Origin of the sequence: Aurantiacibacter marinus (assembly GCF_001021555.1) — a bacterium.
Classification (GTDB): Bacteria; Pseudomonadota; Alphaproteobacteria; order Sphingomonadales; family Sphingomonadaceae; genus Alteraurantiacibacter; species Alteraurantiacibacter marinus.
Genome location: NZ_LDCP01000001.1, coordinates 340418 through 353220 on the forward strand (window position 1 = coordinate 340418; position 12803 = coordinate 353220).

Annotated in this window: 12 protein-coding genes; 3 read left to right on the plus strand and 9 right to left on the minus strand. The window is 58.8% G+C overall.

Annotated elements, in window-relative coordinates:
• Window positions 1-15 precede the first annotated feature (15 nt).
• The 7 genes from AB731_RS01665 to pepN all read right to left on the minus strand — a co-directional run bounded on the left by AB731_RS01665 (window position 16) and on the right by pepN (window position 8955).
• Complete coding sequence (locus tag AB731_RS01665) at window positions 16-1920, minus strand: cation:proton antiporter (RefSeq protein ID WP_047092682.1); 1905 nt, start codon at window positions 1918-1920, stop codon at window positions 16-18.
• Between the two features lie 116 nt (window positions 1921-2036).
• The gene (locus AB731_RS01670; protein WP_047092681.1) at window positions 2037-2573 is read right to left on the minus strand and encodes an adenine phosphoribosyltransferase; all 537 of its coding nucleotides are present in this window, start codon (window positions 2571-2573) and stop codon (window positions 2037-2039) included.
• Between the two features lie 22 nt (window positions 2574-2595).
• On the minus strand, window positions 2596-3471 hold the full coding sequence (locus tag AB731_RS01675) for a cytochrome c1 (protein ID WP_047092680.1): 876 nt from the start codon (window positions 3469-3471) through the stop codon (window positions 2596-2598).
• Between the two features lie 29 nt (window positions 3472-3500).
• The gene (locus tag AB731_RS01680; protein WP_047092679.1) at window positions 3501-4796 is read right to left on the minus strand and encodes a cytochrome b; all 1296 of its coding nucleotides are present in this window, start codon (window positions 4794-4796) and stop codon (window positions 3501-3503) included.
• A 19-nt stretch (window positions 4797-4815) separates the two neighbouring features.
• Window positions 4816-5391 (minus strand): ubiquinol-cytochrome c reductase iron-sulfur subunit, encoded by a 576-nt coding sequence (gene petA, locus AB731_RS01685; RefSeq protein ID WP_047092678.1) that lies wholly within the window; start codon window positions 5389-5391, stop codon window positions 4816-4818.
• Window positions 5392-5618: 227 nt separating this feature from the next.
• On the minus strand, window positions 5619-6308 hold the full coding sequence (gene pgeF / locus AB731_RS01690; RefSeq protein WP_047092677.1) for a peptidoglycan editing factor PgeF: 690 nt from the start codon (window positions 6306-6308) through the stop codon (window positions 5619-5621).
• Window positions 6301-8955, minus strand: coding sequence for an aminopeptidase N (gene pepN, locus AB731_RS01695; protein ID WP_047092676.1), 2655 nt, complete (start codon window positions 8953-8955; stop codon window positions 6301-6303). Before pepN ends, pgeF begins: the two co-directional genes overlap by 8 nt.
• Before the next feature lie 52 nt (window positions 8956-9007).
• Between pepN and AB731_RS01700 the strand changes: the two genes are divergently transcribed.
• The gene (locus tag AB731_RS01700) at window positions 9008-9784 is read left to right on the plus strand and encodes a Rossmann-fold NAD(P)-binding domain-containing protein (protein ID WP_047092675.1); all 777 of its coding nucleotides are present in this window, start codon (window positions 9008-9010) and stop codon (window positions 9782-9784) included.
• On the opposite strand, the gene AB731_RS01705 is transcribed toward AB731_RS01700, so the two are convergent.
• Window positions 9768-10676, minus strand: a complete 909-nt coding sequence (locus tag AB731_RS01705; RefSeq protein WP_047093164.1) for a DMT family transporter — start codon at window positions 10674-10676, stop codon at window positions 9768-9770. The genes AB731_RS01700 and AB731_RS01705 overlap by 17 nt on opposite strands.
• A 17-nt stretch (window positions 10677-10693) precedes the next feature.
• On the minus strand, window positions 10694-11689 hold the full coding sequence (locus AB731_RS01710; protein ID WP_047092674.1) for a threonine aldolase family protein: 996 nt from the start codon (window positions 11687-11689) through the stop codon (window positions 10694-10696).
• Window positions 11690-11739: 50 nt separating this feature from the next.
• Here AB731_RS01710 and AB731_RS01715 point away from each other — a divergent pair, with 50 nt between their 5' ends.
• Window positions 11740-12042 carry a GNAT family N-acetyltransferase gene (locus AB731_RS01715; RefSeq protein WP_047092673.1) on the plus strand — a complete coding sequence of 101 codons (303 nt, stop codon included), beginning with the start codon at window positions 11740-11742 and terminating at the stop codon, window positions 12040-12042.
• Window positions 12043-12264: 222 nt separating this feature from the next.
• Window positions 12265-12699, plus strand: coding sequence for a PRC-barrel domain-containing protein (locus AB731_RS01720; protein ID WP_082126307.1), 435 nt, complete (start codon window positions 12265-12267; stop codon window positions 12697-12699).
• Window positions 12700-12803: the final 104 nt, after the last annotated feature.

Here is a 12803-nt window from a genome sequence, read left to right on the forward strand (position 1 = left end):
GTCGGGTCCTGTTGGTCATGCCGGTTCTGCCGCGGAATCGTCCTTCGATCCCTTGCGCGCTGCATTTCTATCAGCGTTGCGGGCCGCCTTCTCTTCGGTCCGTTCGCGCGGGGGAGCAAAGGATATGATCGCATCGCCGGGCTGCGGCTCCGGAGCAGTGGCGTGTGTGAAGAATTTCAATTCACCACTGGGTTTCATCAAGAGCAGCATGTTTGCCGAATCTGGCAGCGATTCGCGCGCATCTTCGATGTTGAACTGTTCGGACAGCTTGGTGCGGCGCAGCACCCAGCCTTCCTGCTGGCGTTGTTGTACGTCATCGACACCAAAGCCGGAAGCGAACAGCGCTCGGCCGCGCAATGATGCCGGCAAGGCGCGTGGATCCTCATCATCGGCACCTTCGCCAAGCTGATATACTTTGTCCGTGCCAATTTCTGGAGCAAATTCGGAACAGACAAGGGCGTTATACGCCTCGTTATCGGTCGCTGCGACAAGTGACTGGAACGGGGTCAGATCGAGATTGTGCTCGGTAGCCTCGTTCAGGATTTCGCCGTGATATGTCGGCAGGCCTAGCGCGCGGGCAGGCTTCAGGCGCTGCCAAGACGAGTCGACGACCATTACCGGCGTATCCAGCTTATGCAGCGTTTCTGCCAGCGCTATGCTCCACGGGGTTGCGCCGGCGATCAAAAGACCAGGCCGCGATGCGCCTTTCACCTTGAGCAGTCGCGCAACGAAATTCACCGAGAACCCGTGCGCCACAATGGTCGCGACCACTACGGCAAAGCTCAGCCCGATAAGGATCGACCCGTCAGCATAGCCCAGATCGGACAGTCGCAGCGCAAACAGCCCGCTGATGGCGACCAGCACAATCCCCCGCGGTGCAATCCAGGCGAGGAACAATCGTTCGTTCCATGGAACGGAGCTTCCCAGGAACGACAGCAGGATTGTCGCCGGACGTACCAGGAACAGCAAAGCGAGAAGGAAGAGATACAGTCGCAGCCCTTCGACCTCGAACGGGTTGAGATATTGCAGTTCGGTCAAATCGAGCGAAGCCGACAGCAGGATGAAGATACCCGATACGAGCAGCACGGCGATATTTTGCTTGAACGGGTGAATGCTGCGCAGGCTGGAGATATGCATGTTGGCGAGCGCGATGCCCATGACGGTGACGGCGACCAGGCCCGCTTCATGTTCAATCTTGTTACAGATCACGAACACTCCGACGACGAGGACCAGCAGCACCGAGACTTTCAGATATTCTGGCACCAGTCCACGCGGGAAGCTCCATGCCACAAGCCTTGCAGCAAGGTAGCCGATAGCCCCTGACAGCACGGCCGCGACGGCAATTTGCGGCACCACTTCGAAAGCAGTGCCACCGTCGGCTGTCGCGCGGAAATATTCATAGGCCACGACGGCGCAAAGCGCGCCGATCGGATCATTGACGATCGATTCCCATTTCAAAAGGGCTGCGGGCCGCTGCTGTACGGCCGATTGCCGCAGGAGCGGCAAAACCACAGTAGGTCCTGTGACAACCAGGATGCCGGCAAACAGGATGGCAACCGGGAGGACGAGGCCAGCAATATAGTAACAGGCCAATGTTCCAAGAACCCAGCCAATCGGCACACCAAGCAGGACAAGCCGCCAGACACCTTCGCCGTATTTCTTCAATTCTCGAAAATTCAGGCTGAGCCCGCCTTCGAAAAGGATAATTGCGACCCCGATCCCTACCATCGGTTCAAGAAGATCACCAAAAGCAGCTTCCGGATCGAGGCGAGGATAACCGAAATATCCGAGAACAGGACCCGCTATGAACCCCGCCGCGAGCATGAGCACGATCGCAGGCCAACCGGTCCGCCACGCGACCCATTGGGCGCCTATGCCAAGCACGCCGACAAGCGCGATTGTAATCGCCTGCTGTTCCATGAAACTCCCTGCGGGACTGCCCCGCTTTTACATCCAATGCCCGAAGGCAGATTTTTTTCCCGAGTTTTTCGTAGGCTACCGGGTTGAAGCATTTGTCGGCCAACTGTGTGGCTGCGTCAATGACCTTCAAAAGTGACCACGGCCTCTGCGTTCAATCCATGTGCCGCAAGAGCCTTGGCCCCGCCAAGTTCTGGCAAATCGATTACGAACAAGGCACGGTCAACGACGGCTCCGGCGCGGCGCAGCAGGTTTGCGCCGGCTATCGCTGTTCCGCCGGTTGCCAGCAGATCATCGACAAGCAGCACCCGTTCTCCGGTAGCAATCAGGCTGGGATCCAGTTCAAGTCGCGCAATGCCGTATTCAAGGCTGTAGTCCTCGCCGATCGTTTCAACCGGCAATTTCCCCCCCTTGCGCAAGGGAATGAATCCAAGACCGAGTTGTATTGCAAGCGCTGTGCCGAAAATGAAGCCACGCGCCTCAATCCCGGCAACGGAGTCGAATTGCCCTGTCCGGGAAAGCCGGGCCAGTTCCTGAACAGACATTGCCAACGCCTCGCCATCAGCGAGCAGCGTGGTAATATCCCGAAACTGGATGCCCTTCTTGGGAAAATCAGGGACCGTGCGGATGCGCGCCTTGATGGCATCTGCCGTCATAGCGCGCTCCGCAAGATACTGATTAGTCTTTCCGCTTGGGCTTAACGCCCGACCAAACCTGCTTCTTGGCGAACCATGCAAGGATTGTGGCGAACAAGGTAAATGCCAGCACCCACCAACCGGTCTGTTTGCGCGCAATCATGCTCGGTTCTGCAGTCCAGGTAAGGAACGCCGCAACATCGGCAGACATCTGTTCAACCGTCGCGCTGGTGCCATCGGAATAGGTCACCTGGTTGTCGACGACGAGAGGGGGTGCCATCGCAAGATTGATGTTCGAGAAATATGGATTGAAGTGCAGTCCGACACCCGGGACGTAGTCCGGCGCTGTTTCAGCGAAGACTTCTCCGGCTTCGTTGGTGAAAGTCTGCGGATCATCATAACCTGACAACAACGAATAGACATAATTGCTACCGTCTTCGCGCGCCTTCGTGATCAACGAAAGATCAGGCGGAATGGCGTTGTTGTTGGCAGCCGCCGCGGCAATGGCATTTGGGTAAGGCGATGGAAAACTGTCAGTCGGGAGGCCCGGACGTGTCGCAGCTTCGCCGGTATCGGGATTGATGCCGGGAACGGTCCATGTTGCAGCCTCTGCCTTTACCTGTGCTTCGGAATAGCCAAGCTGCTCAAGGTTACGGAACGCCACATAGTTGAGCGAATGGCACGCCGCGCAAACTTCCTTGTACACCTGATAACCGCGCTGCAATTGCGCGATGTCCCATGTGCCCATCGCACCAGCGAACTGGAAGCCCCCTTCAGGCGCTTCTGGGTGCTGCTTGAAGGAATAATAGGCAGGCTTCTCGGTCGGTTCGGTAGCCGCAGTATAAGCGCCTGCTCCGAATGAGACGAGTACCACAAGCGTGAAGCCGAGGCCGATGAGGATACCAACGAGGCGGATCATAATGTCGTCTTTCTCTTAATCCCGACCGCTTAAACGGCCACCGGCTCGGCGTTTTCGCCCAGCACTGCCTTCTTGTCCGATCCCAGCACGGCCTCAGTAATCGAGTACGGCATGGGTTCGGGCCGTTCGATCGAGGAAATGATCGGCAGGATCACCAGGAAATGCAGGAAGTAATATGCTGTCGCGAGCTGGCTCATCATCACATAGGGTTCTTCAGCCGGGGCGCCGCCCAGAAAAAACAGAAACGCCATGCACGGGATCAGACCGAACCAGAAGAACTTGCGGAACAGCGGGCGATAGTGGCCGCTGCGAACAGGACCCTTGTCGAGCCAGGGCAGGAAGAACCAGACCAGGATCGATGCAAACATCGCCAGAACGCCCCACAGCTTTGCCGGGAGGATGAAGTCAAAAGTGAAGGCACGCAGGATCGCATAGAACGGGTAGAAATACCATTCCGGCACGATGTGCGCAGGAGTCGAAAGCGGGTTTGCCGGAATGTAATTGTCCGGGTGACCCAGTACGTTCGGCAGGAAGAACACGAAGCTGAAGAACAGCAGCAGGAACACGCCTAGCCCGAAACCGTCCTTTGCCGTGTAATACGGGTGGAACGGCAGGGTATCGCTTTCCTGCTTGATTTCCACGCCTGTCGGGTTGGAAGAGCCGGGAATGTGCAGCGCCCAGATGTGGAGGATAACACAGCCCGCGATCACGAATGGCAACAGGAAATGCAGGCTGAAGAAGCGGTTCAGCGCGGCATTGTCCGGCGCATAGCCACCCAGCAACCACACCTGCAAAGGTTCACCCACCAAGGGGATTGCACCAAACAGGCCAGTGATCACCTTTGCGCCCCAGAAGCTCATCTGGCCCCATGGAAGAACGTAACCCATGAAGGCAGTAGCCATCATAAGCAGGAAAATCGTAACGCCCAGAAGCCAGATCATTTCACGCGGCGGCTTGTACGACGCATAGAAGAAGCCGCGGAAGATGTGGATATAGATAACCAGGAAGAAGAAGCTGGCACCATTGGCATGCGCGTAACGCATCAGCCAACCCCAGTTCACATCACGCATGATGTGTTCGACCGAGCTGAAAGCGATATCTGCGTTGGCCGCATAATGCATTGCCAGCACTACACCGGTTACGATCTGCAGCATGAGGCAGAAGCCCGCCAGCACACCGAAATTCCAGAAATAGGAAAGGTTGCGCGGAACCGGATAGCCAGCACCGACAGCATTGTAGACGAAGCGCGGCAACGGCAGTTTCTCATCGAGAAACTTCGTCAGATCGTTCTTCGGTTCATATTCCTTGGCCCAGGGAAAGCTCATATCAAGTCTCTTCTTAGCCTTAGCCGATCACGAGGGTCGTGTCGGTGATGGTGTATTCCGGTACCGCAAGATTGGTCGGTGCCGGGCCTTTGCGAATGCGCGCGGCGGTATCATAGTGCGAACCATGGCAAGGGCAGAAATAGCCGCCAAATTCGCCCTTGTCCTCACCTTCGGCAGCGCCCAGCGGAACGCAGCCCAGGTGCGTACACACACCCATGACAACAAGCACGTCCTCGTGCCCTTCCTGCGTGCGCTCCGCCAAAGTCTGTGGATCGCGCAGCGAATCGGTGCTGACTGCATCGGCAGCTGCAATTTCTTCAGGTGTCAGTCGGCGAATGAAAACCGGCTGCTTGCGGAACACCGCCTTGATCGCCTGTCCGGTTTCGATCGAACCAATATCAAGTTCCGTTGTGCTTTCTGCCAGAACGTCTGCCGAAGGGGCCATCTGGCTGACCAGCGGATAAACCATGATCAACCCGCCGATACCGGCAGCCGAAACGGCGGCGATCTCGATAAAGTCGCGGCGACGGACGCCGTCCTCGCCAACAGCGTCAGCGGCTACGCTCGCTTCAGGATTGCTTGTGGTGGTTGCCATGTGCTTGCCCTGCCTGGTCCTTGCCCTGCGTGCTGAACCGCCATGCGTCCGTCTCACCGGAGCCTGAGGTTCGCGAAAAAACCTAGTCCACGCCGCCCGTGTCGATAATCTGAAGACGCGGGCGCGGCGCGGCATCTTGGCGCGGCTGATAGACCAGCAAATCCGCCATGCCAACCCGCCTTTTGGCCATGGTCCCCACGAAAAAGGCCGTAAACAGCAATCGGTTGTTATTCTGGCAGCCCGATCAGCGAATATTGCCGGCCATCGCGCGCCTCACCCCGGTGCGTGGCGCGGCGATAGGAATGGAATTGCCCTTCATCTGCATAGGTATCGCGGCCAAGGGCTTCCACCAATCCCAGCTTCAGCGATTCGAGCCTCCATGTGACATAGGCAGGCAAGTCAAAAAGCCACTTGCCGGGTTTGCCCCGCTTGAAGAATCGCTGGTGACGCTCTTCGAACTGTTCGCAGAACTCCCAGCCGACTTCATAGTTTTCCTGCGCGATAGTCGGGCCGATAGCTGCGCAAATGCTATCACGGCGCGCGCCCAGCTCTTCCATTCGCCGAACCACAGCCTCGATCACGCCGTAATGTGCCCCGCGCCAACCGGCATGGGCGGCCCCGATAACGCCAGCGCCCTTGTCTGCGAGCAGTACAGGCGCGCAGTCGGCCGTGCGAATGCCAAGCACGAGGCCGGGAGTCGCTGTCGCCATCGCGTCGGCTTCTGGCCGCGCGCCCGCAGGGTACGGGGAATCCACCAGCACCGCCTTTGGCGAGTGAACTTGCTCTAGCAAAACCAGCTTTCCGCCTGGCAAAATCAGCTCTGGATCCGGCTCACCTTCGTAACCGACACCGGCCAAAAAACCGTGCGGCGTTGCAGCGAGCCCGTCGGCGCGCAGGATTTTGCGCGTATCAGCCAAGGCTTCGGCTTACCTGTTCATGCGTGTCACGCGACAGACCCGGCGCTGCGGCAATCCGCTCGAGTTGCTCGCGCATGAGGGCAGAGCGCCCCGGTTCAATACGGCGCCACTTGCCAAGCTGCGGCACGAACCGCGCTGCGGTTTGCGGATTGATCGGATCGAGTGCCAGAATGAAATCGCCAATCATCCGGTATCCTTCGCCATCCTCGGCATGAAAGGCTTGGGGATTGTACGCCATCGCCATGAACAGGGAGCGCACCCGGTTCGGATTCTTCATGGTGAAGTCCGGGTGGTCCGCCAGTGCCTTCACATGGGCAAGCGCCGCAGGATGCATAGACCCCGCTTGCAGCGCAAACCACTTGTCGATCACCAGTGCATTGCCTTTATAGCGATTGTAGAAATCAATCAGCTTGTTAGTCCGCTCAATCCCCTCCAGTCCGCACAGCACCATCATCGCGCCTTGGCGGTCCGTCATATTGTTGGCGCTGTCATATTGGGCGGCGGCCATTGTGGCGGCAAGATCAGGGTTGCCAGCGGCGAGATAGACCAGGGCCTGCGTCTTCACCTTGCGCGCCCCGCGCGCTTCGGCAGAAAGGCTGTAAGGCACCTGCGAGGCACGCTGATAGACTGCGGTGAATTCCGGCTCCAGCGCGCTGCCGATGGCGGCACGCAGGGACTGGCGTTCCGCGTGGATGCGGCCCGGATCGGCAACCAGCATCGTTTCTGCAAGATAGCTCTCGCTTGGCAGCACCAGCAGTTCGCCGCGCATTGAGTCGTCGAGCGTATCATCTGCCAGCACAGCCGCGATGGCAGAGGTGATCGCTTGCCGCGCATCTTTGCGAGCGGCATCATCAAGCGATCCATCCACGGCATCCTTCAAATGACCGACGACCAGATCCTGCAACGCCTCATACCGGGCAAAGGGATCGTCATCACGCGCGGCAAGGAAAACCAGTTCATCGCTGCTGATATCCCGGTGGACAACGATAGGCGCGGAAAAGCCGCGATTGACCGAAAGAATCGGCGGCTTCGCGAATCCATCAAAGCTCAAGCTAACTTGAGCCTTGTCCAAGGTAATCAGTTGTTCACCACGGTGTTCCCCGGAATCCCTATCGAACAGCGCCAGCTTGATCGGAATGGGCATTGGCTGCTTGTCCGATTGGCCCGGCGTTGGCGGCACTTCTTGTGACAGGTGCAGCGTGGCGGTATCGCCTTCGTGTGTGAGCCTGACGGAGACTTTGGGCGTGCCCGCCTGCGAATACCAAAGGCGGAATTGCGTGAGATCGAGCCCCGCGCCATCCTCCATGGCTTTCACGAAATCCTCGCACGTCGCGGCCTCGCCATCGTGGCGATCAAAGTAGAGATCGGTGCCTTTGCGGAAAGCCTCTTCACCCGCCATCGTGCGGATCATGCGGATGACTTCAGCACCCTTGTTATAAATGGTGGCGGTGTAAAAATTGCTGATCTCGCGGAAGCTGTCAGGCCGGATCGGATGCGCCAGCGGGCCGCTGTCTTCCGGGAATTGCGCCCCGCGTAGCACCCGCACATCCTCGATCCGCTTGACCGGAGCGCTGCCCATATCCTGGCTGAACAATTGGTCGCGCAGGACGGTGAAACCTTCTTTCAGGCTGAGCTGGAACCAATCGCGGCAAGTGACGCGGTTGCCCGACCAATTGTGGAAATATTCATGCGCGATCACACCCTCGACCCCGTCGAAATCGACGTCTGTCGCAGTGTCTTCATCAGCCAGCACATATTTGGTGTTGAAGACGTTGAGACCCTTGTTCTCCATCGCGCCCATGTTGAAATCGCTGACGGCGACGATGTTGAACAGATCAAGGTCATATTCGCGCCCGAATGTCTCCTCGTCCCAGCGCATGCTCTTTTTCAGCGATTCCATAGCGTGACCGGTGCGGCCTTCGTCGCCTTCACGGACCCAGATATTCAGCGCGACTTCGCGGCCCGATACTGTGTTAAAGATGTCCGAATTGGCAATCAGATCGCCCGCGACCAGCGCGAACAGATAGCTCGGCTTGGGCCATGGGTCATGCCACTGCGCCCAATGCGTCCCGTCTTCGCCGTCTCCCTCAGCCTCGAGATTGCCGTTGGACAGCAGCACAGGGAATTGCGCCTTCGGCCCGCTCATCCGCACGCGGTAAACAGACAGGACATCGGGCCGGTCGGGGAAGAAGGTGATCCGGCGGAAGCCTTCCGCCTCGCACTGGGTACACAGCATTCCGCCCGAGGCGAAAAGGCCCATCAGCGCAGTATTCGCGGAAGGGTTGATCTTGGTCGTCACTTCGATCTGATGCGCATCACCCGGCAGGCTGACGATCAGATCATTGCCTTCCATCGACCAGCTGGTCGCCACTTCGCCGTCAATCTTGACCGTCAGCGGCTCCAGCCCGTCACCGTCGAGGTGGATCGTAGGAGACGCGTCGGCCTGCGGATTGCGTTCGACTGCCAGCACGGCGGTGACATGTGTTTCTTCCAGCCCAAGTGCGAAATCGAGCGAAACTTCCGGCACGCGCCACGCAAATGGCTTGTAATCGCTGCGCCGGATGACCGCAGGTTCATGCGGGCTTTCTGCGGCGTCAGCCATTTCGGGATTGCCTTCGGGCGTCGATGGGGTGCGTGCAATGTCCATGAGCGGAATTTGGGTCCTTATCTTCGGGGTGTCGAGTCGCTAAACGCACGACATGGCACATCTGTTCATTTTCGGTCTCGGCTACACGGCAAAACGGATCAAGGCGCAAGCGGAAGCGCTCGGCTGGCAGGTTTCCGCCACGGGCAGTGACGGGGATGTCGGTTTTGACGATCCCGCACATGTCACCGAACATATTGCGCGGGCCGCATATATCCTCTCCTCGGTCCCGCCAGCGGATGACAGCGATCCTGTGTTGGATGCGTATGCCGAAAGCCTGAACGGCAAGCGGCTTGGATATCTGTCTTCAACAGGCGTCTACGGAGACACACAGGGTGCCTGGGTAGATGAAAGCGCCCCCACCGGCACCGGACGCCGCACGGCGCGGGCAGAGGCTGATGCGCGCTGGCTGGACCATGGCGCACAGGTGTTCCGCCTGCCTGGCATTTACGGCCCGGGCCGCAACCCGTTCGACCGCGTTCGCAGCGGCAAGGCCCACCGGATCGATTTACCCGGGCAGGTTTTCAGCCGGGTGCATGTGGAGGACATCGCCACCGGCGTCATGGCTGCGATGACCGGCGAAGCTCCGGCGGGCGCATATAATCTCGGCGATGATTTGCCGTGCAGCCAGAACGAAGTGATCGAGGAGGCCTGCCGTCTGCTGGGCCAGGAGCCGCCGCCGCTGCAAACGATGGATGAGGCCGGCCTTTCCCCGATGGCGCGCGGCTTTTATGCAGAAAATCGCCGGGTCGCGAATGGCAAGGCGAAGCGGGTGCTTGGCTGGCAACCGAATTACCCGACTTACCGAGAAGGTCTTATTTCTCTGCTTTAGGCGTTCGTGCCCGCAGCGCGAGCACCATGCCGGCTACGGCCAGAACCATCCCGCTCCCCGTCAACCATGTCCATTTGTATCCTTCGAACAGCGTAGAGATCAACATCGCCACAGAAATGGTGAGGATCGAATTATAGGCCGTTCGTCCCGCGCCAATCTCGCGCACCAGATTGTAATGCAGCGGGAAGGTCACAACCGATCCGATCAGCGCCAGATAGACAATGCCCGCCCAATATTCATGGCCGCTCGGCACAGGCGGCGGACCTGCTGTCAGCCAGGCAAACCCCAAATCGAAGATGGTGCCATATAGCATCGCCCAGGCGAGCAGGCTGACCATCGGCACAGCGCGCCCGGTGGGATTGGCTTGAATCACATTGGCGACAGAGGCAGCGATGATGCCCGCCAGCGCCAGCCCGATACCCAGCGCAACATTGCCGCCGATAACGCCCGCGTCGGGATTGGCGCGCCATTCATGGACTAGCAGAAAAAGCACGCCGACAATCGCGACTGCGCTACCCAGCAAGAATCCGCCCTTAACCTGTTCACCCAGGACAAATCGAGCAATCAGAGCATTGGGCACCATAAGCAGGCCGAACATCATCGCGACGATGCCCGAAGTTACATACAATTCCGCGTTGTAAACAAACAGGAAATTTCCGCTGAATTGAAAGATACCGACCAGCATCGCAAGTTTGTGTTCGGCTGGAACCAGGCGCAGGCGGCGCTTCATCAGCAGCGCGACAAGGAACAGCGCAGGCGTCGCCAGCGCAAACCGGTAAAACACCGACCACGCCGCAGGAACGCCGTCGATTTGTCCGGTGATGACGAACCAGGTCGATCCCCAGATCGTGCCGGTCAGCACGAAAGGGACGATCACCCGCCAGGTCAGCATATTGGTGTGGGCCGTACTCACAGCGAGGCGATGGCCTTGCCCAAAGCGTGCGCATCGGCGGGATCGCTCGCCCAGCTGGTGACGAGGCGGATGCAGGTATCGCCCCAGTCATAAAATGCGAAACCCTGCGCCCGCAGTGCTGCGCGCTCCTCCGCATTCATCTGCACAAACAATTCATTGATCTGCGCCGGATGCACCAGACGTTCCGCCGCGCCGTCTGCAATGATAGCTGCGGCAGCATTGGCGGCACGGGCATTTTCCAGCCATAGATCATCGTCCAGCATGGCCAGCACCTGGGCAGCAAGATAGCGGCCTTTGCTTTGTAAATGACCGGCACGCTTGCGCCGCCAGCGGACGAGTTCCGCTTTTTCAGGGTCGAAGAATACGATGGCCTCTGCGCCCATCCCGCCGTTCTTCACAAAGCCGAAGCTGAGCGCATCCACCGGTCCCGCAGCTTCCGCCGCAGAGCATTCCAGATGCGCCGCTGCATTGGCAAAACGCGCGCCGTCCATATGCAGGCCAAGATCATGCTCGCGCGCCAGACCGGCAATCGCAGAGATTTCTTCAGGACGGTAGGTGAGGCCATATTCGCTCGCCTGCGTGATCGAGATCGCGTGCGCTGGCACCTGGTGCACGCCGCGCGTGATCCCGCCGAGCACATCGGCAATCCCGCCGGGCGTCAGCTTCGCGCCTTCGCCTTTCGCCAGCAGCAGCTTTGCGCCGTGGAGGTAGAAACCGGGCGCGCCGCATTCGTCCATTTCGATATGTGCTTCTTCGTGACAGATCACGCCGCCATGCGGTTGCACCATCGTCGCCAGCGCCAGACAATTCGCCGCCGTGCCCGTTGCCACCCACAGTGCCGCACACTCGCGCCCGAACAGAGCAGAAAAGCGCGCGTTCAGCTCCCGGCTGAGTGCATCGGTATCATACGGCGTATCGGCACCGTCGGCGGCGCGCATCGCGTTCCAGACGCGGGGGTGCACCGGGGCGGCATTGTCTGACAAGAACTGCATCGCGGAACGCCATGGCCCCACCGTCCGTTTGGCGCAAGAAGGAGTAATTCATGCCGACTATTGAAATCACAAAAACAAACGAGACCACCCACGGCGCTTACCGCACCGATGTAGAGGGCACCGACGTAAAAGCAGAGCTGACATGGAAGGCCCGCGGAAACGCGCGGATTGCCGATCACACCTTCACCCCGCCGGAGGCGCGCGGACAGGGAATTGCGCAAAAACTGGTCGAAGCAATGATAGACGATGCACGCACCGAAGGCTTCACCATCGTGCCGCAATGCCCCTACGTCGCGGCGCTGTTTCGCAAGAATCCGGGATGGGCCGATTTGCGCGCCGATACCCCTGGTTAAAATACAAATATCGGGAAAATCAGGATTTTCTCGGAACGATCAGCGCTGTCGGCCATTGGTATATTGAACACGCCGATGACGTCGACAGACGCTGGCAACCCCGCTCCCCGGTATTTCCCGGGTTGAGCACCTCCCTAAGAACGGAGACGAGTCGGGCTCGCCAAGACACCAAGCATCCATTCAGGATCGCGTCCGTCACCGGCCAAGCAGGAGATCATTTTTATGACTCAGCAAACACTTCAAAACCGCACCGATTTCACCCAGGCAGAACTTGACCGCCGCGCACAGTTTGACCGTTCGCGTCCATTGGAGCGCGACGAAACAAGCACGTTGATTTCATCCGACAAGGTCGAAGGCACGAAGGTATTTTCGACGGACGGGGATGAACTTGGCCGGATCGAACATCTGATGCTGGGGAAGCGTTCAGGCCGGATCGAATATTCGGTAATGAGCTTTGGCGGATTTCTCGGGATGAACGAAAGTTACTTTCCGATCCCGTGGGACGCACTGGACTATGACACAGAACGCGATGGCTATGTCGTCAATATCGAGAAGTCGCGGCTCAAGGAGGCACCAACGTTTGCGAAGGGTGTGCAGCCCGTATTCGACGAACAGTTCGGGCGCACCGTGTACGCATATTATGGCGTAATGTACTGACCTGAATAACGCATCCAAATTTGAACACGCCTACTAGGCGTTGACAAACACCTCGCTAAGATCAGGGGCTCCGGCGATTACCGGGGCCCTTTTTCTATGTTCAT

Coding starts and splice junctions, on each gene's coding strand:
- AB731_RS01720 (WP_082126307.1), top strand. CDS start 12,265: ATGACTCAGCAAACACTTCAAAACCGCACCGATTTCACCCAGGCAGAA.
- AB731_RS01680 (WP_047092679.1), bottom strand. CDS start 4,796: ATGAGCTTTCCCTGGGCCAAGGAATATGAACCGAAGAACGATCTGACG.
- pepN (WP_047092676.1), bottom strand. CDS start 8,955: ATGGACATTGCACGCACCCCATCGACGCCCGAAGGCAATCCCGAAATG.
- AB731_RS01715 (WP_047092673.1), top strand. CDS start 11,740: ATGCCGACTATTGAAATCACAAAAACAAACGAGACCACCCACGGCGCT.
- AB731_RS01710 (WP_047092674.1), bottom strand. CDS start 11,689: ATGCAGTTCTTGTCAGACAATGCCGCCCCGGTGCACCCCCGCGTCTGG.
- AB731_RS01700 (WP_047092675.1), top strand. CDS start 9,008: ATGGCACATCTGTTCATTTTCGGTCTCGGCTACACGGCAAAACGGATC.
- AB731_RS01665 (WP_047092682.1), bottom strand. CDS start 1,920: ATGGAACAGCAGGCGATTACAATCGCGCTTGTCGGCGTGCTTGGCATA.
- AB731_RS01670 (WP_047092681.1), bottom strand. CDS start 2,573: ATGACGGCAGATGCCATCAAGGCGCGCATCCGCACGGTCCCTGATTTT.
- petA (WP_047092678.1), bottom strand. CDS start 5,391: ATGGCAACCACCACAAGCAATCCTGAAGCGAGCGTAGCCGCTGACGCT.
- AB731_RS01705 (WP_047093164.1), bottom strand. CDS start 10,676: ATGCTGACCTGGCGGGTGATCGTCCCTTTCGTGCTGACCGGCACGATC.
- AB731_RS01675 (WP_047092680.1), bottom strand. CDS start 3,471: ATGATCCGCCTCGTTGGTATCCTCATCGGCCTCGGCTTCACGCTTGTG.